This is a genomic window from Sphingomonas ginsenosidimutans (assembly GCF_002374835.1).
In the GTDB taxonomy this organism is placed as follows: Bacteria; Pseudomonadota; Alphaproteobacteria; order Sphingomonadales; family Sphingomonadaceae; genus Sphingomonas; species Sphingomonas ginsenosidimutans.
This window is the reverse complement of sequence record NZ_NWVD01000005.1, coordinates 155,970-180,307: the sequence shown is the minus strand read 5'-3', so window position 1 is coordinate 180,307 and position 24,338 is coordinate 155,970. Positions and strand designations below refer to the sequence as shown.

The window sequence follows — 24,338 nt, the reverse complement described above, 5'->3', positions numbered from 1 at the left end:
GTCACTCCGAGCGGAGGGAGTTTCGATGGTCGTCTGCGTTTGCAATGCAATTCGCGAATGTCAGGTGCGTGAGGCGGCGCGATCCGGCGCAACGACCGCATGCCAAGCGTATCGCACGGTCGGATGCCAGGCGAAATGCGGCCAGTGCATTCCGTTCGCGCGATCCATTATCGCTGAGGAACGCGCGGCTGCGTAACATTCGCAACCGCTAAGAACCGCAGAAATCCGCCATTTTTCGGCTGTCGTCGGGCTGCGTTTCGCGCTATCCGCTTGCCATTCCCACATCGGAGGCAAGCATGAAGGGCGACCCCAAGGTCATCGATTTTCTCAACGAAGCGCTGAAGAACGAACTGACGGCGATCAACCAATATTGGCTGCATTACCGCCTGCTCGACCATTGGGGCGTCTACAAGCTCGCCGAGTACGAGCGCCACGAATCGATCGACGAGATGAAGCACGCCGACTGGCTGGCGGAGCGCATCCTGTTCCTGGACGGGCTGCCCAATTTCCAGCTGCTCGGCCGGCTGCGCATCGGCGAAACGGTGGAGGAAGTCCTCAAGTCCGATCTGGCGATGGAGATCGAGGCGGTCGCGCAGCTGAAGGCGGCAATCGCTTATTGCGAGGACGTGAAGGACTTCGTCAGCCGCGACCTGTTCCAGCGCATCCTGGCCAGCGAGGAAGAGCATGTCGACACGCTGGAGCGCCAGTTCGAGATGATCGAGCGGATGGGCCTGCAGAATTACATCCAGCTCAACGCGGTCAGCGAGAAGGACAAGCCGTCGGGTTCGCACTAGGACCCGTTGCTCCTCACCGGAAACGTCGCCCCGACGAAGGCCGGGGCTTCCCGCCGCTCCTGTCTCGTGCTGTCATCGGGAGATCCCGGCCTGCGCCGGGATGACGGCAAGGGCGATGGCCACGGATCGTGCCTCCATGCCGCGCCATCCTGTCAGGAAGGGAGCGAACGGGCGAATGTCGAGGCGGCGCCGATCCGCGCCGCGTGCGGGATAACCGGTGCGCCCGGCGTCAGCCCTGGCGGTTGCCGAACCCGGCGCGGCGGCGCACCGCCAGCGGGCTGGCATGGCGCTCCAGCTCGGTCAGCGTGCGCAGGAACAGCGGGCGCAACGCGACGACATCCGCGATCGCATCGCGCGGCGATTCGTGATGCTCGACGCACTGGCGCGCGAAATTCTCGATCTTCTCGGCCAGCGTCGCCAGCGGATCGGCGCCAAACTGGCGCGCCTCACCCTTCAGCGTATGCGCCGGGATGACCATCGCGGCGGCATTGTCCTTGCGCACCGCATCTTCCAGCGCGCCCAGCGACTTGATGCCGTCTTCACGGAAATAGCCCAGGATGCGCACGAAGCCCGCGCCCAGCTCCGCCTGCGCCTTCGCCAGCGCCTGGCGGTCGACCAGAATACCTCCTTCGAACGACACGCTGCGCCTCCATCGCGGCGGTTCCCCTCCGCCGACCGGTCACGATAGCGGCGAGTGGTAAATGTTGCGTAATCGTCAGCTCTTGAACGGGTTCTTCGGCGCGCGCAGCGTCAGGCGGACCGGCACCGCGCCGAAGCCCAGATCGCGCCGGATGCCGTTCACCAGATAGCGCTGGTAGCTGGTCGGCAGTTCGTCGACGCGCGTGCCAAACAGCACGAAGCCGGGCGGCCGGGTCTTCGCCTGGGTGACGTAACGCAGCTTGATCCGCTTGCCGCCGGGCGCGGGCGGCGGGTTGGCTTCCAGCGCGCGTTCGAACCAGCGATTGAGCTCCCCGGTGCTGACGCGTCGCGACCACGCCTCACGCGTGGCGAAGGCGGCGGCCATCAGCTGGTCGATGCCCTTGCCGGTCGCCGCCGACACCGTCAGCAGCGGTACGCCGCGCACCTGCGCCAGCCCTTCGTCCAGCGCGGTGCGCACGCCGTTGAACAGTTTCGAGGCGTCCTCCGCCACGTCCCATTTGTTGAGCGCGATGACCAAAGCGCGCCCTTCCTCCAGCACGCGGTCGGCGATGCGCAGGTCCTGCGCCTCCAGCCCCAGCGTCGCGTCGAGCAGCAGGACGACCACCTCGGCGAAATCGACGGCGTGGAGCGCGTCGGCGACCGAGAGCTTCTCCAGCTTGTCCTGCACCTTGGCGCGCTTGCGCATCCCGGCGGTGTCGATCAGCCGCACGTCGCGCGGGCCGTCGGGGCCGTTCCACACCCAGTCGATCGCGATCGAATCGCGCGTGATCCCGGCTTCCGGGCCGGTAATCATCCGGTCCTCGCCCAGGATGCGGTTGACCAATGTGGACTTGCCGGCATTGGGACGTCCGACGATCGCCAACTTCAGCGGGGCGTTGGGGTTTTCGGGATCGTCCTCTTCCTGTTCCTCCGGCGGTTGCAGCGGTTCGAGGTGCGGCAGCAGCGCCTCGAACAGGTCGGCGACGCCCTCGCCATGTTCGGCGGACAGCTGCACCGGATCGCCGAACCCCATCGCCAGCGATTCGAGGATGCCCGCCTCGCCCGCGCGGCCCTCCGCCTTGTTGGCGACCAGCACGATAGGGGTGCTCGACCCGCGCAGCCAGCGGGCGATCTCCTCGTCCAGCGGCACGATGCCGGCGCGCGCGTCGATCATGAACAGCGCGACGTCGGCGCTGTCGACCGCGGCCTGCGTCTGCTGCCGCATCCGGCCGGGCAGCGAATTAGGATCCTCATCCTCATAACCGGCGGTATCGACGACGCGGAAGTCGAGGCCGAGGAGGTGCGCGTCACCCTCCCGACGGTCGCGGGTCACGCCGGGGCGGTCGTCGACCAGCGCCAGCTTCTTGCCGACCAGACGGTTGAACAGCGTCGACTTGCCGACATTGGGACGGCCGACAATCGCGACGATAGGGAAACGGGACATGGCCGTCACCTAGTCGCCCTGTCACCCGCCCGCAATGCCGCGATCAGCGATAGGCGGTGATCTCACCCTTGTCGTTGAGGACATACATCGTCTGGTTGGCGACGATCGGCCCCATCGAGAACGGCACCTTGCCGCTGATCGTCACCTGCACCGCGCCGTCGGACGGCGACATGCCGACCAGCTCGCCTCGCGAATTGGTCGCCCACAGCCGCTCGCCCGCCAGCACCGGACCGAACCAGTTATACGGGTTGGTGCGCTTCTTCTCGTTCTTGAACGCGCGCATCTGGCTGATCCAGCGGATCTTGCCGTTGGCGCGCGACAGACACACCAGCCGCGCGTCGTCGGTCACGACGAAGATCCACTCGCCCGCGACCCACGGCGTCGAGATGCCGGCGAGATTCTGTTCCCACAGCCGCTGGCCGGTAGCGATCTCCAGCGCGACCATGCGCCCGCCCTCGCCGATCGAATAGACGCGCCCGTCGTCGATCACCGGATCGGCATCGACGTCCGCCAGGCTCGACACCGAGGTGGTGATCGACGTGCGCGACAGCGCGTCCTGCCACAGCGTGCGGCCGTTTTCGTAGCGATAGGCGGTCAGTTCGCCGCTGGAGAAGCCGGCGACGATCGTCCCCGCGCTGGACGAGGGCGCCGCGACGCCGAACACGCCCTGCGTCTCGGGGTTGCCGGTCATGGTCCACACGACCTTCCCGTCCGCCTGCCCCAGCGCGTAGATCTGATTGTCCTGGCTGAGGACATAGACCTGACCGTTGGCGACCGTCGGCGCACCACGCAGCGGCCCGCCCGGTTTGGCGCGCCACACGACCGCGCCGTCGGCGGCGTTCATCGCGACGACATCGCCCAGCCCGTCGGTGGCATAGACCTTGCCATCGTCATAGCTGACGCCGCCGCCGAATCGCGCCGAGCGGTTCTGGTCGTTCTCGGTCAGCGAGCGCGTCCACAGCGGCGCGCCGGTATCCGCGGCGAAGGCATGGACGGTGGCATCGACGTCGCTGACGAACAGCTTGCCCTCCGCCACCACCGGCGCCGCGGCGAGGCGGGCGCGGTTGCTGCCGCCGTCGATACGCGCGCTCCACAGCTTCGACGGATTGGCCGACAGCAACAGGCTGCCCATCGACTTGGAGGCATTGCCGCCCGGCTGCGCCCACGCCTCGTTGGCGACGGGGGTGGGCAGCAGCACCTGTACCTCGGCGATGGTCTTGTCGGCCTCCGCCTCATTCTCCGACATCAGGATCGGCACGCGCTGACCCACGGTCGGGGTCTTCTTCGGCGCGCTCTTGAAGATGCCGCACCCGCCAAGGCTTACCAGCGCGGCAAGCGCCAGCCCGGTCGCGAAGCGTGTCTTCATTGCTTGGTCTTACCTTCGTTGCTGGCGGCCGTGGCGGCGGCGGCGGGAGCCACCCCCATCGCGCCGGCCATCTGAACCGCACGTTGACGCAGGGTCGGGGGCACGTCCTTGTCCGCGCCGATCCGCGCGAACACCTGCCCCGCCAGATCGCGGCGTCCCTGCTTGAGATAGGCGATCGCCATCAGCTCGCCCGCACTGCCCAGCCACGGATTGCCGGCGACCGCCAGCGGGCGCATCCGCTCGACCACCACATCGGGCTTGAGCGTGTCGAATTCCGCCGACGTCTGGCGGATCAGCGCCAGATCGCGGAACGGCTGCGCCACCGAGGCGTCGCCCGCAACCGCGGCGAATTTCGCCGCCGCGCCGCGCAGGTCCTGGTTCTGGAGCAGGACGTCGGCCTGGCTGAAGATCGCGAGCACGCGATAGCCGTCGCGCTTCGACGCAGCGAGTTGCGCCAGCGGGGCGGCCGCGGCCTTGGTATCCTGCGCCGCCAGATCGTCATACGCCTTCTGCAGGGTCTCGCCCTCACGCTCGGCGTCCTGATGCTGGCGATGCTGCCAGAACAGGAAGCCGGCAAAGGCAGCCAGCACCAACACGATGCCCGCGATGATCGCGCGGCCATAGGTACGCCAGACGTGCAGCGCCTGATCGCGGCGCAGCTCCTCGTCGACTTCACGCACGAACGCTTCATTGTTCTGGGGCGTCAAAGCCACCGGTCACTCCGCGAAAGAGAGGGGGAAACCGCTGCGCCTTAGCGGGCCTTGCGCAACAGGGGAAGCGTTACGGCGGCGCGCGTCATCGCGGGGCATAGGTCTGCTCGTCGGTGGGGAAGGCCCGCGACCGCACCTCGGCGGCATAGGCCTCCGCGCGTTCGGCGACGAAGGCGGCCATGTCGCCGTAGCGTTTCACGAATCGCGGCACGCGCTCGAACAGGCCCAGCATGTCCTCCGCGACCAGCACCTGCCCGTCGCACTGCGCGGACGCGCCGATGCCGATCGTGGGCACCGTCACCGCCTTCGTGATCTCAATCGCGATCGGCTCCACCACGCCCTCGATCACCACGGCGAAGGCGCCCGCCTCCGCCACCGCGCGTGCATCGCCGACGATCTTGTCCGCCTCCGCCTGGCTGCGACCCCGCGCGCCATAGCCGCCCAGCGCGTTGACCGCCTGCGGCGTCAGCCCGACATGACCCATCACCGGGATGCCGCGTTCGGAGAGGAAGGCGACGGTCGGCGCCATCGCCACCCCGCCCTCCAGCTTCACCGCCGCCGCGCCGCTCTGCTTCATCAGATAGGCGGCGCTGTCGAATGCCTGCTGCGGCGAGCCTTCGTAGCTGCCGAACGGCATGTCGACGACGACGACCGCGTGATAGCTGCCGCGCACGACCGCCGCGGCATGTGCGGCCATCATCTCCAGCGTGACGGGCACCGTGGACGGCAGGCCGTAGATCACCTGCCCCAGGCTGTCGCCGACCAGCAGCAGGTCGCAATGCGGGTCCATCAACTGCGCCATGCGCACGGTATAGGCGGTCAGCATCACCAGCGGCTCGCCCGTGCCCGCCGCGATCTTCGCCTTGCGATCGCGCACCGCGGGGACGGTCAGGCGCTTCATCGGCGCGGACACGGGGTTGGCGCGGCTGGTCGCGCTGTCGATCGTGAAGGTGGTGGACATGGTGCGACGCTACTCCTTGCCGATCAGCCGATCCAGCCGCGACGACGGCCGAGATGCGCCAGCTTCAGCGCGCCCGCGGCGACGGCCAGGATCAATAGCGGGAAATAGGCGACCCACACGCCCTTCACCGCGACGATATCCGTCGTGGCGAACAGCCAGCCGAACTGGATCATCACCGCGACCAGCGCGATCGTCAGCAGCGGCACCGACAGCACCGACCCGGCAATCATCGCCAGCGCGCCCAGCAGGCTGCACCCGGTCGCCACCGCATAGACCGCCATGTACCAGATCGGCAGCGACGCGAAGAGCGCGCGATCATAGTCGCTCGCCGGCCCCATCGCCTCCGCCCCCAGCCGGAATTGCTGGATACAGGCGAACACGCCCGACAACGACCACAGGAAAAAGGCGATCACCGCCACCCGAAACCACCACGCGCCGCGCATCCGCGCCCCTCCCCTCCCTTATGCGCGGCGGACCATGGCGTGCGCGGGGCGGGTTGGCAAATGCCGCAATGCGCGCGGTCAGCCGAACAGCGCAGCGTAGCAATCCGGCTTGAACCCCACCTCGACGCCGCCGGGATGCTCCAGAACCGGCCGCTTGATGAGCGACGGATGCGCGATCATCAGCGCGCGCGCCTTCTCCGGCGTGAGGTCCGCACGGTCGGCGTCGGGCAGCTTGCGGAACGTGGTGCCGGCGCGGTTGAGCAGCACCTCCCAACCGACCGCATCGATCCAGCGATCGAGCGCGGCGGTGTCGACGCCGGATCTCTTATAGTCGTGGAAGGTGAACCCCACGCCGGCGGTGTCGAGCCAGGTACGGGCCTTCTTGATCGTGTCGCAGGCGCTTATCCCATATATGGTCACCGTCATAGACAAGTCCTTCTTGAAGCCCCCCCCCCGAGCGCGAACCCGAAGCAGGCCACCGGTTTCCGTCCACTAGCCGAGATGCAGAGGTGTGCTACATTCAGTGATGCTCAAACGCTTCTGCATGGTAGTCGCCGCTTCGGCACTTTGGACCACGGCTTCCGCGCAGACTGCTGCCGACCCGGCAGGGTCTCAAGACATCATCGTTGGAGCGTGGTCTGATCCGGCGAAGTGCAATAGCACAAATGCTCTCCATCTGTCGTTCGACGCGATCATAAAGCAAGGACCGAAACTCAACGGCACCTGCGTTGCAGTTGAGGGCTTCTGGGCGGTCCGCGCACTTTTCAAACGAGCAAGCGACGGCAACGAGAAAAAATCGAATTCGTCTCATTCATTCCGCGGTCGTCGTATCGGTATATATGCACGCGAGCAAATTCTTGAGCGGGCTCCGCAACGTGCCACGCGCTCTACAGTGGTCGGGATCGTCGGACAGTGCGATACGGAATGGCCAGATGCTATGATGATTCTTGGCTATTGCCACTATACCGGGGGCCCACTTATCAAGGTATCGGAAATTGTTCCGAGCCTACCTTCGTCCACTAAGCACTGACGATCGAAGCTTACCTGCGTTCCGAGTTCTGCATACAACCCTAACATATTGCTCGCAATTGGGGATGCCGTACATCGTCCTCGTCATTGGTGTTCCTGTCGGGCGGGACGGCCGCGGCCATAGAAGCCGATCTATTTCGCGATGCGCCCCTGCTTCATCCATTCGCGGTCGAAATCGTCGCGGGCGCGCAACACCATGTCGCGCAGCAGGCCGGGGGCGATCAGCGTGCCGGTGCGGGCGCGGGTCCGGACGTCGGCCAGCTCCGGGTGCGCGGGCAGCACCACGTCGGCGGGCAAGCGCGCGAGGCGGGCGAAGCTGGTGCGATAATCGGCGGCAATGGCCGGATAGCGGCGGTTGGCGAACAGGCGGTTGCCAGCGACCGAGACGCTGCACGGGAACACGACGTCGAGCGGGCGCGACCCCTGCGTCACGCGCATCGTCCAGCTGGTGCAGCCCGGCGTGTGCCCCGGCGTCGCGACCGCGTGCAGCTCGACCCCGCCCAGCCGCACGACCTGCCCGTCGCGCACCCCGCGCGCCATCGGCACGGGGGCGAAGCGGATGACGCCGTAATTGGTCTCGCCCGGCGGGATGCCGGTGCGCAGCGCGGGCACGTCCGCCGCCCCGGCCAGCACGCGTGCGCCGGTGGCGCGCTGCATCGCCGCCAGCCCGCCGACGTGATCGAAATGCGCATGGCTGACGAGGATGTATTTCACCTCGCGCGGCTTCACCCCCAGCGCGGCGATGTTGCGCAGGATCGCCGGCACGTTCTGCGCCATCGTCGCGTCGATCAGGATCGCACCGGCGCGGGTGCGGATCAGATAGGCCGCCAGCCCTTCCGTCCCGACATAGTCGATCGGCCCGATCAGCCGCACCGGTGGGATCGGGCGCGTCCATTCGGGCGGATCGGACTGCGCTGCGGCGGGCGTCGTCAGCGCGGACAAGGCCAGCGCGGCAAGCGCCGAACGGACGGTACGAATGACGAAGGCGCGGGTCGCCTGATCGCAGGTCTTCGTCATCTCGACTCCGCCACTGAAGATCACGATAACCTCTTGAAATAACGTAACTAACGATATTTTTCCGTGACAGCATACCGTCAGCCGTCCGGCTGACCAAGCCGCGACACGCGCACCAGCGATAACGACATCTTTGATAATGCGATTGACTCGCATTATACTGCGCCATTAGAGGCGTCCGGGAGGCGGCGTGCGGGGTACGCCGACGCAGGGGCAGGAAACATATGAAGATTGGTTGGGGCGTGGGATTGCTGTTGTCGTCGGCGGCGTGGCCGGTGGCGGCTCAGGAGCGTAACGGCGACGCACTGCGCGATACCGACATCGTGGTGACGGCCACGGGACAGACCCAGGCGACGTCCGGCACGAAGACCGCGACCCGGCTGATCGAGGTACCCCAATCCATTTCCGTCATCACGCGCGAGGAACTCGACGTCCGCGCCGTACACAGCGTGACGGAGGCGCTCGCTTATACCGCCGGGGTCCAGGCCGAACAGGACGGTATCGACAGCCGCGCCGACAGCTTTTCGGTGCGGGGCTTTTCGGCCGGCAGCTTCAGCGACAATCTGTTCCTCGACGGCATCCGCCTGCCCGCCGGCGGGCAATGGACGCGCACCGCCTTCGATCCCTTCGCGCTTCAGCAGATCGAGGTGCTGAAGGGGCCGTCTGCGGTGCTGTTCGGGCAAGTGGCACCGGGTGGGATCGTCAATCTGGTGACGAAGCGTCCGACCGCTAACCCGCGTGGCGAGATCATGTTGCAGGGGGCCGGGTTCACCGATCTCGGCAAGTGGCAGTATCAGGGCGCTGCGGACGTCTCCGGGCCGCTCACCGCCGACGGCACGGTCCGCGCGCGGCTCGTCGGGCTGGCGCGCTATGGCGATGCGCAGATCGATGCGATCAAGACGGGCCGCTATTATATCGCGCCCAGCCTCACCTGGGCGCCCGACACCGCGACCAGCATCACATTGATGGCGCAGTATCAGCGGGACGAGGGAGGATCGACCTTCCAGTTCCTACCCTATGTCGGGTCGCAGCAGCCGGGGGCCGGTGGGCGCCATATCCGCCTCGACGCCTTTCTGGGCGAGCCGCAGTTCAACACCTATGACCGTAACCAGTATCTGCTGGGCTACGAACTGCGCCACGCCTTCTCCGACCGGTTCGAGCTTCGCCAGAATGGCCGCTATACCCGTGTCGAGACGTTGTTCCAGGGAACCGTGCTGCGCGGCGGCACGCTGGCCAACGGACAGACGATCAACCGTCGCGCGGTGCAGGGCGTCGGCCATTCGGACGGCTATGGCCTCGACACCAAGGTCGAAGGGCGCATCGACAGCGGTCCGCTGCAGCACCGTGTCTTGATCGGCGTCGACATGCTCGACACCGAATGGCGTCACCTGCGCGACCTGTCGACGAACGTTCCGCCGATGCCCGACATCTTCAATCCCCTGTCGCAAGGCATCGGCCAGGTGCTCCAGACGCTGAGCCCGCAAGTCCATCTGAACGCGCGGCTGGAGCAGGTCGGCGTCTACGGCCAGGACCAGGTCACCATCGGACAGCTCCATGTCACCATGGGCGCGCGCTATGACTGGGCGAAGAACCATCAGGTGAACGAACTGGCGACCGGGGCGACCAACCCGGTGACCTTGACCAAGGCGGACAAGGTGACGTGGCGTGCGGGCGCCACCTGGGTTTCGCCGAGCGGCATGGCACCCTATGCCAGCTACTCCACCTCGTTCCAGCCGACGACCGGCCAGTATTTCGACGGCACGCCCTTCAAGCCGACGACCGGCGAACAATATGAGGCGGGGGTCAAATACCAGCCCCGCGGCAGCAACGCGCTGCTCACCGCGGCGGTGTACCAGCTGACCCAGGACAATCTCGCCAGCCCCGACCCGGACGGAAACCATGTCTGCGGCGGCACGACCTGCCAGGTCCAGACCGGGCAGGGTCGGATCCGCGGCGTCGAACTGGAAGGCAAGGCGACATTGGTCGGCGGGCTGAGCCTGATCGCGACCGGCACCTATATGGACAGCGAGATCACGCGCGGCGAGCGCGGGCAACAGGGCAACCGGCTGACGCAGGTGCCCGAGTGGATGGGGTCGCTGTTCGCCGACTATCGCTTCGCCGAGGTCGGGCCGCTGGGCGGCGTCGGGCTGGGCGGTGGCGCGCGCTATGTCGGCGTCTCCTATGGCGACACCGCCAATGCCTATCGCGTGCCCGGCTACACGCTGTACGACCTGTTCCTGCGCAAGGCCTTCGCCAGCGGCATCGTCCTGTCGGTCAATGCGCGCAACCTCACCAACCATCGTTATGTCGCGCTGTGCTCGTCGGCCTCGTCCTGCTTCTACGGATCGGGCCGCACGCTGAACCTGCGGCTGCAATATCGGTGGTGAGGTTGTTCGCGGCCTTCATGCTCGCGCTGGCGATACCCGGCGCGTCCGTGGCTGCGGAGACGCCCTATACGCTGCCGCACAGCGTCGAACAGGTCGTCCATGCCGAGGGCGGCGAGGCGTATCGCATCCTGATCGCCTGGCCGGACGCGCCGCCGCCCCCCGCCGGCTATCCGGTGCTCTATGTGCTGGACGGCGAGGACCATTTCGCGATCGCGGCACTCACCGCGCGCCGACTGGCGCGGGCGGGTGGACGAAGCGGGGTCATGGACGGCATCGTGGTCGGGATCGCGGCGGGGCCGCTGCAACGCCGCGTCCGCGATTACACGCCCGTCACGCCCGGCTGGACGATCCCCGCGACCATGCCTGCCAGCGGGTTGCGGACCGGCGGAGCGGAGGCGTTCCTCGACCTTCTCGAACGGCAGGTGCAGCCGCTTGTTCGCCAGCGCTGGCGGGTCGATCGGTCGCGGGAGACGTTGCTAGGCCATAGTTTCGGCGGCCTGCTGGCACTGCATGCCGCGCTGACCCGCCCGGCGATGGTCGACGGCGTCGTCGCCGTCAGTCCGTCGCTGTGGTTCGGCGACGGCCTGATCATGCGCGAGGCTGCCGCGGCGAAGGGGACGCCCCCCATCCTGATCGCCGAAAGCGATACCGCGGCGGCCGCTCCGGCGGCACTGGCCCGTTCGCTCGATCCTGGCGCGAACGATGGCCGGGCGCGCTTCCTGCCGCTGCCGGGGCAGTCGCACGGGACGACGATGCTGGCGGCGATGGCGCCGGCGATCCACTTCGCCTTTGCGGGACCTGGCCGATGATCGCGGCATGGTGCGCGCCGGCGGCCATCGTCGGCGGGGCGATGTGTCTCTACGCCGGCACGCGGCATCAGGCGCTGATCCGTCCGGGCGTGGCGGCACGCCCCTGTCGGATCGTCGGGACGCTGCTCCTGCTGCTCGCGCTGGCGCTGCTGCTGACGGTGCATGGACCGGCGACGGCCGTCTTCACCTGGGCCACGATCGCGATGCTGGTATGGAGCATCGCTCCGGTCGCGATCGGCTGGTGGCGGTTCCGGCGGGGAGCGGCGCGATGAGCCGCCCGCTTTTCACCAGTCGCGACTGGTTCGGCAAGGCGTCGGCCGCGACCGTCCTCGGCTTCCCCCTGACGATGGCGTTGACCTGCACCTTCGCGACGCTGTTCTCGACCGACGCGGACGCCTTCAGCGCGCAGCGGCAGCTCGCCATGTGGCTGGCGTCGCCGATCTGGTGCGCGATCCTCGGCCTCTGCTTCCTGTTTCGCAACGGCGCGCGCGCATGGGGCTGGCTCGCGCTCGCCAATGTGGGTGCCTGGGCGCTCTACGCCGTTGCGCGTCTTCTTCTCGGGTGATCGTCGATGCGCACCGATATCGTGAAGACCTATAAGGACGTGCATAGCTGGGTCGGCATCATCGCCGGGCTGGCGCTGTTCGTCGCCTTCTATGCCGGCGCGATCACGATGTTCGCCGAGCCGCTGAACCGCTGGGCCTCCGCGCCGACCGGCATCGCCGCGCCGCCACCGCTGGATCGCACGCCCGAACTGATCGACAAGGTGCTGCGCGCCCGGCCCGATGCGCGCGCCGCCTATACCGTCCATCTCGACACCGGACCCGATCAGCCCGCACGGCTGAGCTGGACCACCGGCACCCGCCGGGCGCCCGGCCCGACTTTTCTCGCCGCACTGGCGCCTGACGGGGTGTTGCAGGTGGTGCGGCAGGACGCGTCGCCGGTGTCGGAGCTGGTCGACGTGCTGCACCAGCAGGTCGGTCTGCCGTTCCGTCGCAATATCGCGATGCCGATCATGGGCGTGATCTCGCTGCTCTACGCCGTCGCCATCATCTCCGGCGTCATCTGCCTGTTGCCCAGTCTGACCAAGGACCTGTTCGCGCTGCGCTTCGGGAAGAATGTGAAGCGGATGTGGCTCGACCTGCACAATCTGCTCGGGCTGTTCAGCCTGCCGTTCCACATCGTCATGGCGATCACCGCCGTCATCTTCGCCTTCCACGACCAGATCTACGACGTGCAAGGCGCGGTGAACCGGATCGGCGCCGCGACGGTCGAGCGGCGTTCCCCACCCCCGCCCGGCCAGCCACGCCCGCCCGCCTATGACGCGGTGCGCGACACGCTGTCGCCCGCCGAGTTGCAACGGCGCATCGCGGCCCAGGCACCCGGCTTCGCACTGCGTTCGATCACTTATCGCCATGATGCCAGGCAAGCGGCACATGGTGACGTCACCGGCGTCGACCTGCGCTACGGGATGCGCGCGCCGACCTATGGCCGGGCGGAGATCGACACCCGCACCGGCGCGATTACCGAGGCAGACTATATGCCGGGGCGTCAGGGGCCATGGTTCGCGGCGGTCACGTCCTTCTTCACGCTGCATTTCGGCAGCTTCGGTGGCGCGCCCGTGCGCTGGTCCTATTTCCTGCTTGGGTTGGCCGGGGCGTTCCTGTTCTACTCGGGCAACCTGCTCTGGATCGAGAGCCGCCGCCGCAAGGAACGCAAGGCGGGCGCGGTGACGCAGACCCGTGCCACCCGTATCCTGGCAAGCCTGACGGTGGGCGTTCCGCTGGGGTGCGTGGCGGGCATCTCGCTGACGATCGCCGCCGCGAAGTGGCTGCCGGCCGACCGGGCCGATCTCGCCGCGTGGCACAGCCGCATCTACTATCTCGTGTTCGTCGCGGCCGTTGGCTGGGCGCTGCTGCGCGGCGCGGCGCGCAGCGGATCGGAGCTGCTATGGGCTGCGGCCGGCGCGACCGCCGCCATTCCGCTCACCACGATCCTGTCCCCTGCGCTGGCGCATGGCTGGAGCCATCCCGGTGCAAGCCGACTGGTCGATCTGGTCGCGATCCTCGGCGCGGCCAGTTTCGCCGCCATGGCCAGGGCCGCACGGCGGCGAGCCGTGGCCGGGCCGCGTGACAGCGTCTGGGCCGCTCCGGCCATCGCCACCACGTAGGAGAATGACATGAACCTCCTCGCCATCCGAGCCACCGGGATCGCCGGGATCGTCGGTGCGATCTGCTGGGCGATCGGCGATGTCCTGCTGGTCGGCGGGTCGGCGCCTCCCGAGCAATTCCCGCTGCTGCTGCGCGACTATGCCGACCGCATTCCGTTCAAGGCGCTGGCATGGATGCTGCCGCTCGACGAGTCGAGGCTGGCGGCGGGCGCGATGATCGCCAACCTCTCCATCCCGCTCTATCTCGCGGGAAGCTGGCATCTGTATCAGGGCGTGAAACCGGCGGGGGGCATCCTCCCATTCGCCGCGTTCGCGCTGCTCTTCTGCGCCAATGCCTGGTCGCCGCTCGGCCATGCGTCCTTCTATTACCCCGGCATGGTGTACAAGACGATCCCGACGCTTCCCGTGGCGGCGCATCCCGCACTGCTGACGCTGGGCGCGCAGTTTAGCCGGATGCAGGCGGCGGCATGGTTCCTGGCGGTGATCCCGCTGGCGCTCGGCATGATGCTGTTGTGCGTGACGATCCTCGCCCGCCCGACCCGCTATCCGCGTTGGTCGGCGGTCGTGCTCAATCCCGTCGTGCCGCTGCTGCTCGCTGCCATGGGTGCGGCGTTACCGGCACCTGTCGGGCCATGGTTCTTCGCCGCTGCCCTCAATATCGGGTTCTTCATCGTCTATACGCTGTCCACGATCCTGCTTTGGAATGGCGGCAGGACCTTCGCGCGGTAAAGACGCGAGATCGTCGACAATCGGGAGATTCCCGCCAATGCCTCGTTCGGCGTGACCGGACGAAGCGATTGCGATAGATGCGCGTCGGTGTCCGCCAATCGATCGATCGCAACCCCTGGCATTTCCGTCGATGCAATCGTCGACAAAGCACTCGACCTTATCGCGTCCGGCGGTCTCGCCGAACTGACCTTGCGGCCGCTCGCGACAGGGCTGGGCGTCAGCGTGCCGGTGATCTCGGCGCGCATGGGCAGCAAGGAACAACTCTTGGAAGGCCTGACGCAGGCGGCGCACACGCGCGACCGGGCGTTCCTGGAAAAATGGGCGGCGCTCGCGAAAGCGGTGGGCGCGACGGATAGCGCCTCGCGCGCAGCCATTGCCGAACTGGCGCTGCGCGAATGGGTGACACGGGAACGGCGCCAGGCGGTTCTGCTGATCGAGCTGGTCCACGACCGTGCGCTTAGGCGCGACCGGCTGGCGGCGCTTGAGGATTGGCTCGACGATGCCGGGCGCTTCTGGGCCACGCTCATATTCGGGGACACGGCGCTTGCCGAACTGGCGCTGGGCTATGTGCTGGACGAGGCGGGATTCTCCCTCGGCATCGGCGACGATCCGAAGTACGCCCTGCTTCGCTCGCTATGCCTGCAACGCTTCGCGCGCGGCATCTTTGCCGATGCGGATGCCGGCACCGGTGCTGCGATCGCATCGTTGATCGGCCTGTTCGATACCGCCGCACCGCCCGCGGTTGAGGAAGAGGACCCGAAACGCCAGCGGATCATCGCCAGCGCCGCCGAACTGATCGTCTCGCAGGGGATCGACAGCGTGACGCACCGCTCTGTCGCGCTCGCTGCAGGCGTGCCGGCCTCTACCGTCGTCTATCATTTCGGATCGCGTCCCGCCCTGGTGGTGGCAAGCCTCCACGCGGTTATCGCCCGCTTCCACCGCCGCCGGAGCGATATCCGCATCGGCGATGGCGGCGGCCCGCCCAGCGACACCAGCATCGAAGACCTGATCAAGGCGACATCGATGATCGCGCTGGCGAGCGCCCGCGAACCCAGCCTGCGACCCTATGCAATCGACATGCGGCGCCGGCGCGGCGAGAATTGGCGCGCGAGCGACATGCAGGCGATGCAGATCGGCATCGGCGCGGCGTTCGATCGCGCGGCGGGACAGGTGCTGTCGATCGCCGCCTTCGGGTTGGGCATGATCGGCATGGCGCGCAAGGCGTCCGATCCTGCGCACTTCGCTCAGGCCTTTGCCGCGCTGGAGGCATGGCGGACTGGCTCATTGGCCTGAACCGAAGGAGCCCTCGAAACGGCATCACCCGCTGACAGGCACCGTCGCCGGCGTGGAGCGGGAGGGCGGATCGGGATGCATCGTGCGCCGGCTATCGCGCGCGCCGGCTTCGAGGCGCGCCCATCCTCACACGCTGGTTTGGCTTGGAAATCCGGGCGATCCCCCCCGGCACGAGGCGACTGGGACGGCTTCTGAAGAATGAGCACGCCCAAGGCTGAAACTGAACAACTGTAATTGTGCCGTCATGGGCACCTCATAGGAAGCACTCCCGTAGCCCACCGAATCGGTGGGACTGGGGGGCACTCTGGATGACGAACGACCTATTCCGCGCGCTGATGGCCAGCGCAGCAACTCTGGGTTGCAGCTTCGGCGCTACTGAACAGGCGTTTGCACAGAGCGCCGACACCGCTAGGGTGCAAACGAGCGAGGGGGCAAGCGACACCGCGCTTACCGACATCGTCGTCACGGCGCAGCGCCGCCAGGAAAAGGCGCAATCGGTGCCGATCTCCATCACCTCGGTCACCGGCCAGGCGCTGGAGGACAGCGGCTTCACGTCGCTGACCGACCTGCAATATGTCGTGCCTGGTGTCCAATATGACCCGACCCAGGGGGCGGCCTTCCAGATCCGCGGCGTCGGCAGTACGTCCTTCGACTTCTCCAATGCCAAGTCGGTCAACGTCGTCGTCGACGATGTCGTGATGGACGCCCAGCGCGACAACGGCCTGATCGGCCTCACCGACATCCAGCGCGTCGACGTGCTGATGGGCCCGCAGGGTACATTGTTCGGCAAGAACTCGACGTCGGGCGTGATCGCGATCACGACCAACAAGCCGGTGATCGGCCAGTTCTCCGGCACCGCCTATGCCAGCTATGGCGAGCGCAACGACCGCAACGCCAATGCCACCGTGAACGTGCCGATCAGCGATCGGGCCGCGCTGCGCGTCTCCGGCTTTGCACTGGGGCAGGACGGCAAGGGCCGCTATGTCGTGCTCGACCGCAATCTTGGCCTGGTCAGCGAATGGGGCGTGCGCGGGAAGCTGCTGTTCCAGCCTTCACCGTCGCTCGATCTGCTGCTCGCCGGCGAATATACCCACCACATCGATACGACCATCCGGGTGCCCGTCGGCGGGCCGACTGGCTCGGCCTTTGCGCCCGCCGCCGCGCTCACCGCGGCGCAGATCGCGCTCGGCGTCGTCCCGGGGCCGGAGAATGCCGACAGCGCCGACGGGTCGCTAGGCCACAACACCACAACCAACAAGGGCGGCTCGCTCCATGTGAACTATGAGATGGGCCAGCACACGCTGACCTCGATTACCGCCTATCGCGAGACCACATTCGATAACGACACGCCTGCCAATTTGCTTCCCCGCGACGTCTATGCCTTCATCCCGTTCAACTCGGGCCGATTGAAGACGAACAAGTTCAGCGAGGAGATCCACTTCGCCTCGCCCACGGGCGGGACGATCGAATATCTGCTCGGCGCCTTCTACAACAAGCTGAATGCCAAGCAGACCCAGTTGCAATGGGGCACGCTCGGCACACCGCTGCTGTCGCCTGCCGGCGTCCCGTCGCCGACGCTCTATGCGCTGACCGGTGCCTTCGATCCGATCACCAAGGCGATGCTGGGCAATGCCGTGCTGTTCGACGCCACCAACGAGGCGGCGGCCGCGTTCGGCCAGATCAAGATCACGCCGGCACCCCGGTTCAGCGTGACCTTCGGCGGACGCTACAATTACGACTGGAACAGCCAGACGATCAGCTACATCAATATCGATCCGAAGCCGATCACGGGCTACTCGCCGACCTTCATCGCCACCGGTGCCGGGCCGACCGAGGCGTTCCGCACCGGATCGAGGAGCGGCGGCCGGTTTACCTATCGCATCGCGCCGCAGTTCACGATCAGCCGCGATGTGATGATCTATGCAAGCTATGCCACGGGCTACAAGCCCGGCGGCGTCGCCTTCGTCGGGAACCGCTACGATCCCTACAATCCCGAATCGGTGAAGAGCTGGGAAATCGGCCTGAAGAGCGAATTGTTCGATCGCCGCGCGCGGTTCAACCTCGCGGCCTTCTCCTCGGAGTTCACCAATTTCCAGGCGACCATCCTCACTCCGGTGAGCACCGGGGTCGGCGGGTTCATCCTGGCGTCGGCAATCGGCAATGCGCCGGGCCTGCGCTCGCGCGGTGTCGAAGCGTCGCTGACGGTCAAGCCCGCCCGCCAGTTCACGCTGGGCGGCTCCGTGACCTATACCGATGCCACCTTCACCGACTACGTCGCCAGCCCGACCGCCAACTATACCGGCACGCGCCTTACCAATGCGCCGGAATGGCAGGCTAGCGTCACCATGGACTACGCGGACGAGATCGGCGCCGGGCTGAACCTCAAGGCGCACCTTGATTATGGCTATCGCAGCGACACCCAGACGGTGACGGGCGCAATGCTCGGCGATATCCTCGCCCCGGCGGTCAGCAACCCGGACGGCACCAAGACGCCCAATTCGACCTATTCGCGAATCCCGGCCTATGGCCTGCTGAACGGCCGCGTCAGCCTGGCCAGGCTGGATGATGCGGTGGAGTTGGGCGTCTATGCCCGCAACCTGCTGAACACCTATTATTCCACCGGCTGGCAGATCTACGGCCCGCTCGGCCTGCTGCACTATACCTCGCCGAACGCCTACCGAACGCTCGGCGCCTTCGCAAAGATCAACTTCTGACGCACCTTCGACGCCGCCCCCGCGCCATCTGGCCGGGGCGGCGCACGACCCGTCGCACCTAGGACGCACGACATGAAGAAGCTTGCCGTCACGCTGGGCCTGATCGCTACCGGCACCGCCGCGATCGCGATCGCCCGGGAACCACGCCGCACCGAAGAGGTACGGATCAACCAGATCCAGGTGATCGGCACCCACAACAGCTATTCGCAGGGCGTCGACCCGCGGTTGCTCGCGATGGTCGACGCCAAGCTCGGCGCGAAGCTGGCGGCCTTCACCAAAGCGATGCCCGAGAAGATGAAGGCTGACTGGCAGGAATATCACCCCAACTTCACCAGCATGAGCGAAGGCCTGAGCTATCGCTACACCACGCTGACCGATCAGCTCGACGCGGGTATCCGCAGCCTTGAGATCGACATCAACAACGATCCAATGGGCGGACGCTATGCCCATCCCGCAGGCTTTGCGGCGTTGCGCGCCACGGGCGTCAGCGACAGCCAGATGCTGCCCTATGACGCCACCGACATGGAGAAGCCGGGCCTCAAGGTGTTCCACATCGCCGATCTCGATGTGCGTTCGAGCTGCAACCTGTTCACGCGCTGCCTGAAACAGCTTCGCGCCTGGTCGGATGCGCATCCGGATCATGCCCCGATCTTCATCCTGGTCGAGGCGAAGAGCGATGCCGTGCCGGTCTTCCCCAATGGAACGCCGCCGCTCGCCTTCGATCGCGCGGCCTTCGACGAGATGGACCAGTCGATCTTCCGCGAGATCGGCCGCGACAAGCTGGTGACCCCCGATCAGGTCCGCGGCACCTATGCCACTCTCGAAGCTGGCGTGCTCGCACACAACTGGCCGACGCTGGCGACATCGCGTGGCAAGTTCGTCTTCCTGCTGCTCACCGCAATGGATCCCCAGGCGCTTGCCGCCTATCATGAGGGGCATGAGAACCTGGAAGGCCGCGCCGCATTCCTGCGCGCCACGCCGGGGCAAAGTTACGCCGCGTTCCTGCTGCTCGACAACGCCAATGTCCGCGCCAGGGAGATTCCCGAGCGCGTGAGGCAAGGCTATCTGGTGCGCGCTCGGGCCGATATCGAGACCTATGAGGCGAAGGTGAACGATCCGGTCCGTGCCAAACGGGCCTTTGCCAGCGGCGCGCAGATCGTCTCCACCGACTTCTACAAGCCGGGCAACGCCTATGGCACCACCTATGTGGTGCGACTGCCGGGTGGTGGCGAGGCACGTTGCAACCCGGTCAATGCGCCGAAGGGCTGCCGTCTGACGCGCTGACGCGCTCACCGGCAACCATTCCTTAATTCCCTGGCGCCTACGCTCCTCAGCGGAGGCGTCGTTTTTTGCGAAACTATCAGGAAGAAGGCAGGCTTGCGGCACTGCGCCAGCTCAAGCTACTGGACACCCCGGCCAGCGAGAGCTTTGACCGCATCACGCGCATGGCCAGCCAGATCTTCAACCTGCCCGTCGCCGCCGTGTCCCTGACCGATCGCGACCGACAATGGTTCAAGTCCCGGGTCGGCATCGACCATGATAGCATTCCGCGTGACAAGGCACCCTGTTCGGAGGTGGCCGAGACGAACGAACCCGTCGTCATCGAGGATTTCGCTGCCAGCCCATCCTACGCCGACAGCTTGCTGGCCCACGCGGGGACGCGCTTCTATGCTGGCGCACCGCTGATCACCACCGACGGATATGGCTTGGGGGCATTGTGCGTCCTCGGAACGGAGCCACGCCAGATAACGCCGTCCGAGATGGCGGCGCTGATCGATCTTGCGGCGATGGTGATGGCGCAGATCGAGTTGCAGCACGCCTTTGGCCGCATCGACCCGGTCAGCGGACTGGCCACCCAGATGCAGTTCCGCGACGATCTCGTCGACCTTGCCCGTGATCGCCCCGGCGAGCGGCGGTTCGCCGTTGCCGTCGACCTTGCGCGCGATGATGAGTTGAGCCGGTTCCGGCAGGCCATGGGCGGCGCTCGGGTCGACGACATGATCTGCGAGGCGTCGCTGGCGTTGCAGACGGCGCTGACGCCGGCGCGAACGGCCTATCATGTCGGCGCGGCCCAATTTGCCTTCCTGTCGCCGCCCGATGTCGAGCAGGACGCATATCTGGGCCTGCTGCGCTCCACCTTCGATACGATCCGGGCGGTCTCGTCGGTGCGCTTCGTGACCAGTGTGGCGATCGGCGTGCGTCCGTTCATCCTGGGTGAGGTGGCGGCAGATGATGTCCTTAGAGGGGCGTCCAGTGCCGCGCAGGATGCGCGTCGCGAGGATGGGGCGATCGCGGTCTACTCTTCCTCAAACGACATGGCGCATCGGCGGCGCTATCGCCTGCTCCAGGATTTCGGTGCGGCGCTGGAGGCGGATGACCAGCTTCGGCTCGTGTACCAGCCGCGGCTGGCATTGGCGACGGGCCGCTGCATCAGTGTCGAAGCGCTGCTGCGCTGGCGTCATCCGACCCTCGGCGACATCTCGCCCGCCGAGTTCATTCCCATCATCGAGCGAACGACGCTGGCGCGTCAGACGACCCAGTGGGTCCTGAACACCGCCCTCGACGAGCTTGCCGGGTGGCAACGGGCCGGTTCCCCGCTCAACCTGTCGATCAACATTTCGGCGAGCAATTTCAGCGAAACCGATCTGGTCGAACGCATTCAATCCGGCTTGCTACAGCGGCGGCTCCGCGCCGACCGGCTCGAGATCGAGCTTACCGAAAGCGCGATCATGGATCAGCCGGATCGAGCGATGGCGATGTTGCGTGAACTCGCGGATGCAGGCGTGAGCCTTGCGATCGACGACTTCGGAACGGGCCAGAGCAGCCTGGCCTATCTGCAGCGACTGCCCGCCCATGTGGTCAAGATCGACCAGGCGTTCGTACGTGGCTTATCCGCCGGCGACAGCAGCGATGCGACGCTCGTCGAAACCATGGTCGATCTGGCCCATAAGCTCGGCTTCCGCGTGGTCGCAGAAGGCATAGAAACCCACAATGCCGCAGCCGCGCTTGCACGGATGGGCTGCGAAGAGGGGCAAGGATATCTGTTTTCCCGCCCGCTTGATGCCGACCGGCTACCGCGATGGTTGGTCGAGCGGGACGCCGATTGCACGGGGCAGACCGCGGCGGCCTGACCCTCATTCCCCATGCACCTACGTGCCCTGGATCGAACGGCCAGCCAGACGGCGCGGGCGTTCGCCGACCGAACGGCCGGCACCGCCAGCGGTACGGCAAGCGGTACGGCAAGCGTGCCGAACCCCGGCAGCTCGCGCTGCTCAGGCAACCGCCCGCACTTCGTCTTCGGTCTTGCGGACGTCCAGCCCGCAGCCGATCGCCAAGTGCACGCGTGTCTGTCATTTGTCGCGCAAACGATCTGACAGACCTCTGACGCTCCTAACCTCACGAAAAACGGCCGTTTCCGCGCTGGTGTCATCACCAGATGGCGATGACACCAGCGCGGAAAGGCACCCGGCAGAAACGAGCCGAATGTTTTTTGCTATTGATTATCATTACGTAGGTTTGTAGCCGCTTTTGAAAAAGGGGCCACAATGAGACTGATCGCCTATCTGCTCTGCACCGGCGCGCTGATCGCCGCGACACCCAGCCTTGGGCAACAGGCGCTTGCCTCCGCGCCAGACGTGCAACCGGACGACATCATCGTCACCGGAGAAAAGTCGAACCGGACGCTTCAGGAGACGACGACGAGCGTCGCAGTCACAACCCCCGAACGCATCCGGCAGGAGAACATCCTGACGATCCAGGACGTCTACAACCGCACTGCCAACGTCTCGGAAACCTATGGCTCGGCCGGCTTCACCATCCGCGGGATCAACAACCAGGGCGTGGGTGCCGGTGGCAATGCGGATACGGCGACGGTATATGTGGACGGCGCGCCCATCCCCCGCCAGGCGCTGTTCGGCGGCCCCACCGACCTGTGGGACGTCGATCAGGTCGAAATCCTGCGCGGGCCGCAATCCACCATCCAGGGCTTGAACTCGCTGGCGGGCGCCATCGTGCTGACGACCCGCGATGCGTCGGTCACCGACTATAGCGCAGACGGCCGCATCCTGTGGACGGACCGCAACGATCGCACCTTCTCGGTCGCGGCGGGCGGCCCGCTGATCCGCGACGAGCTGGGTATCCGCCTGTCGGCCGAACGTCGCGCCGACCGTGGCATCATCCGCAACGTTACGCGTGGCGGTTACGACGACAGCCTGCGCACGCTCAACCTGCGCGGCAAGCTGCACTGGACTCCGCAGGCGCTGCCCGGCCTCGATGTGACGGCAAGCTACAATCGCGTGCGGCGCGATGGCGGCTACCTGTACGAATATACCAACCTCACCACGCCGGACTTCTACGATCACCGCCAATCGACCAGCGACCAGCCCAATCGCGGCTACATCCGCTCCGACATCGCAGTGCTGAACGTCGGCTATGAAATCGCCCCCCGCTTGCGGCTGTCGAGCGTCACCTCGTTCAATCGCACCGCGACGTTGGCCCAGACGGACGCGGACGGCACGGCCGCGGACGTACAATTCATCAGCAACGACAGCCGGTACCGGACCTGGACGCAGGAACTCCGCCTCAATTACGATGGCGAGCGGCTGAGCGGCGTGCTGGGCGCCTGGGCCTATCGGCGCTCCGGCGGGCTCGACGCCAACAACCGCCTGAACATCGCGACGCCCGTTACCACGATCGTCGGACTGTTGCAGAGCGGCGGTTTCCCGGCTGCCGCTGCGCGGCAGATCGCGACAGCCTATGCCACCGCACTGCCGCAGATACCGGTCCGCTATATTGCCGATCAGCCCTTGTTCGTGAAGAACGCCGCGCTGTTCGGCGACGCTCGCCTGCGCGTGAGCGATCGCCTCTCGCTGCTCGCCGGCTTCCGCTACGATCACGAGGACAACCGCTACGGCGCGGAAACGATCGCGACCTTCAACGGCACACTGCCGAATCCGACCACGTTCGGCGCAGCGGGTACCCCGCTCAACCTCGCGGTGACCGCGATCAACCGCGGCGTGCTCGGCCTGGTCGCGCAGGCGGCATCGGCGCGGGCCAGCAACGCGCGCAGCTTCGACGCCTTTCTGCCGAAGGCCGGCCTCAGCATGGAGTGGACGCCCGATCTCACCACCGCTTTCACCGTGCAGCGCGCCTACCGCTCGGGCGGGTCGAGCCAGAACCCGGCGCGCGCGCTGCTCGTCGCCTATGATCCGGAGTATAGCTGGAACTACGAGGGGTCGTTGCGCTCGCGCTGGCTGGACGGAAGGCTGACGATCAATGCCAACATCTTCTACGTCGACTGGAAGGATCAGCAGACGACCGCCTTCTTCGGCCTCAACGCTTACGACTACAATACGGTGAACGCCGGCAAGTCGCACCTCTACGGCGGGGAACTGGAGGTGCAGGGCCGTCTCAATCGCATGTTCGACGCGTATGCGTCGGCCGGCTACGTCCGGACCAAATACGATCGCTTCGATCTGCCCGCAGGTTCGACCAGCACGGTCAACCTGGCCGGATCGCAGTTCCCTTATGCGCCCCGCTGGACGCTGGCGGCGGGGATCAACGGCCGTGCCGGCGCCATCGCGGGCAACGTCAACGCCAACTATCGCAGCGCCGTCTTCACCGATGTCGGCACCACGCAAGGGCAGTCGCGCGTGCCCGGCCGCACGGTGGTGAACGCCCGGCTCGGCTATGATGCCGGTCGCTGGACCCTGTTCGCCTTTGCACGGAACCTGCTGGACGAGGATTACGTCCAGTACCGCACCCCGGACGGCAATCGCGGCATCGTCGGCGATCCGCAGACGTTCGGTGCCGGTCTGGAACTGCATCTGTGACAGCC

General features: G+C 66.6%; 22 protein-coding genes. 14 read left to right on the top strand and 8 right to left on the bottom strand.

What is annotated here, in order from left to right; all coding sequences use genetic code 11:
• Positions 1-25 precede the first annotated feature (25 nt).
• Together COA17_RS13040 and bfr are read left to right on the top strand one after the other, a co-directional pair.
• The gene (locus tag COA17_RS13040; protein ID WP_082741067.1) at positions 26-196 is read left to right on the top strand and encodes a (2Fe-2S)-binding protein; all 171 of its coding nucleotides are present in this window, start codon (positions 26-28) and stop codon (positions 194-196) included.
• A gap of 100 nt (positions 197-296) precedes the next feature.
• Complete coding sequence (bfr, locus tag COA17_RS13035) at positions 297-794, top strand: bacterioferritin (RefSeq protein WP_066491008.1); 498 nt, start codon at positions 297-299, stop codon at positions 792-794.
• 229 nt (positions 795-1,023) lie between these two features.
• Here bfr and COA17_RS13030 read toward each other — a convergent pair whose 3' ends face one another.
• From COA17_RS13030 to COA17_RS13000, 7 genes are all read right to left on the bottom strand, one after another.
• Positions 1,024-1,434, bottom strand: a complete 411-nt coding sequence (locus COA17_RS13030; protein WP_066491005.1) for an Hpt domain-containing protein — start codon at positions 1,432-1,434, stop codon at positions 1,024-1,026.
• A gap of 75 nt (positions 1,435-1,509) precedes the next feature.
• Entirely contained in the window at positions 1,510-2,877 is a 1,368-nt protein-coding gene (gene der, locus COA17_RS13025) for a ribosome biogenesis GTPase Der (RefSeq protein ID WP_096612973.1), read from the bottom strand.
• A gap of 43 nt (positions 2,878-2,920) precedes the next feature.
• On the bottom strand, positions 2,921-4,243 hold the full coding sequence (locus tag COA17_RS13020; protein ID WP_066491000.1) for a PQQ-like beta-propeller repeat protein: 1,323 nt from the start codon (positions 4,241-4,243) through the stop codon (positions 2,921-2,923).
• The gene (locus COA17_RS13015) at positions 4,240-4,956 is read right to left on the bottom strand and encodes a tetratricopeptide repeat protein (protein WP_066490997.1); all 717 of its coding nucleotides are present in this window, start codon (positions 4,954-4,956) and stop codon (positions 4,240-4,242) included. Before COA17_RS13015 ends, COA17_RS13020 begins: the two co-directional genes overlap by 4 nt.
• Before the next feature lie 82 nt (positions 4,957-5,038).
• Positions 5,039-5,914 (bottom strand): 3-methyl-2-oxobutanoate hydroxymethyltransferase, encoded by an 876-nt coding sequence (gene panB / locus COA17_RS13010; RefSeq protein ID WP_070321603.1) that lies wholly within the window; start codon positions 5,912-5,914, stop codon positions 5,039-5,041.
• 23 nt (positions 5,915-5,937) lie between these two features.
• Positions 5,938-6,357 carry a hypothetical protein gene (locus COA17_RS13005; protein ID WP_066488222.1) on the bottom strand — a complete coding sequence of 140 codons (420 nt, stop codon included), beginning with the start codon at positions 6,355-6,357 and terminating at the stop codon, positions 5,938-5,940.
• 78 nt (positions 6,358-6,435) lie between these two features.
• The gene (locus COA17_RS13000; RefSeq protein WP_096612971.1) at positions 6,436-6,783 is read right to left on the bottom strand and encodes an ArsC family reductase; all 348 of its coding nucleotides are present in this window, start codon (positions 6,781-6,783) and stop codon (positions 6,436-6,438) included.
• 118 nt (positions 6,784-6,901) lie between these two features.
• Between COA17_RS13000 and COA17_RS18840 the strand changes: the two genes are divergently transcribed.
• Entirely contained in the window at positions 6,902-7,387 is a 486-nt protein-coding gene (locus COA17_RS18840; RefSeq protein WP_176484901.1) for a hypothetical protein, read from the top strand.
• 131 nt (positions 7,388-7,518) lie between these two features.
• Here COA17_RS18840 and bla read toward each other — a convergent pair whose 3' ends face one another.
• The gene (gene bla, locus COA17_RS12995; protein WP_096612969.1) at positions 7,519-8,403 is read right to left on the bottom strand and encodes a subclass B3 metallo-beta-lactamase; all 885 of its coding nucleotides are present in this window, start codon (positions 8,401-8,403) and stop codon (positions 7,519-7,521) included.
• Between the two features lie 221 nt (positions 8,404-8,624).
• Here bla and COA17_RS12990 point away from each other — a divergent pair, with 221 nt between their 5' ends.
• The 11 genes from COA17_RS12990 to COA17_RS12940 all read left to right on the top strand — a co-directional run bounded on the left by COA17_RS12990 (position 8,625) and on the right by COA17_RS12940 (position 24,333).
• Positions 8,625-10,787, top strand: coding sequence for a TonB-dependent siderophore receptor (locus tag COA17_RS12990; RefSeq protein ID WP_096612967.1), 2,163 nt, complete (start codon positions 8,625-8,627; stop codon positions 10,785-10,787).
• Positions 10,784-11,596 (top strand): alpha/beta hydrolase, encoded by an 813-nt coding sequence (locus tag COA17_RS12985; protein WP_141397095.1) that lies wholly within the window; start codon positions 10,784-10,786, stop codon positions 11,594-11,596. Before COA17_RS12990 ends, COA17_RS12985 begins: the two co-directional genes overlap by 4 nt.
• Entirely contained in the window at positions 11,593-11,868 is a 276-nt protein-coding gene (locus COA17_RS12980; protein ID WP_096612963.1) for a hypothetical protein, read from the top strand. Before COA17_RS12985 ends, COA17_RS12980 begins: the two co-directional genes overlap by 4 nt.
• Complete coding sequence (locus COA17_RS12975) at positions 11,865-12,161, top strand: hypothetical protein (protein WP_096612961.1); 297 nt, start codon at positions 11,865-11,867, stop codon at positions 12,159-12,161. Before COA17_RS12980 ends, COA17_RS12975 begins: the two co-directional genes overlap by 4 nt.
• A gap of 6 nt (positions 12,162-12,167) precedes the next feature.
• Positions 12,168-13,766 carry a PepSY-associated TM helix domain-containing protein gene (locus COA17_RS12970; protein WP_096612959.1) on the top strand — a complete coding sequence of 533 codons (1,599 nt, stop codon included), beginning with the start codon at positions 12,168-12,170 and terminating at the stop codon, positions 13,764-13,766.
• A 9-nt stretch (positions 13,767-13,775) separates the two neighbouring features.
• Positions 13,776-14,495 carry a DUF6796 family protein gene (locus COA17_RS12965; protein WP_066487617.1) on the top strand — a complete coding sequence of 240 codons (720 nt, stop codon included), beginning with the start codon at positions 13,776-13,778 and terminating at the stop codon, positions 14,493-14,495.
• An 87-nt stretch (positions 14,496-14,582) separates the two neighbouring features.
• Positions 14,583-15,788 (top strand): TetR/AcrR family transcriptional regulator, encoded by a 1,206-nt coding sequence (locus COA17_RS12960; protein WP_141397094.1) that lies wholly within the window; start codon positions 14,583-14,585, stop codon positions 15,786-15,788.
• A 308-nt stretch (positions 15,789-16,096) separates the two neighbouring features.
• Positions 16,097-18,502 carry a TonB-dependent receptor gene (locus tag COA17_RS12955; protein ID WP_245857798.1) on the top strand — a complete coding sequence of 802 codons (2,406 nt, stop codon included), beginning with the start codon at positions 16,097-16,099 and terminating at the stop codon, positions 18,500-18,502.
• A gap of 72 nt (positions 18,503-18,574) precedes the next feature.
• The gene (locus tag COA17_RS12950) at positions 18,575-19,786 is read left to right on the top strand and encodes a Ca2+-dependent phosphoinositide-specific phospholipase C (RefSeq protein ID WP_066487610.1); all 1,212 of its coding nucleotides are present in this window, start codon (positions 18,575-18,577) and stop codon (positions 19,784-19,786) included.
• A gap of 65 nt (positions 19,787-19,851) precedes the next feature.
• A complete protein-coding gene (locus COA17_RS12945) occupies positions 19,852-21,633 on the top strand; it encodes a sensor domain-containing phosphodiesterase (protein WP_096612955.1) in 1,782 nt (593 codons plus the stop codon).
• Positions 21,634-22,047: 414 nt separating this feature from the next.
• Positions 22,048-24,333, top strand: coding sequence for a TonB-dependent receptor (locus COA17_RS12940; RefSeq protein ID WP_096612953.1), 2,286 nt, complete (start codon positions 22,048-22,050; stop codon positions 24,331-24,333).
• Positions 24,334-24,338 lie beyond the last annotated feature (5 nt).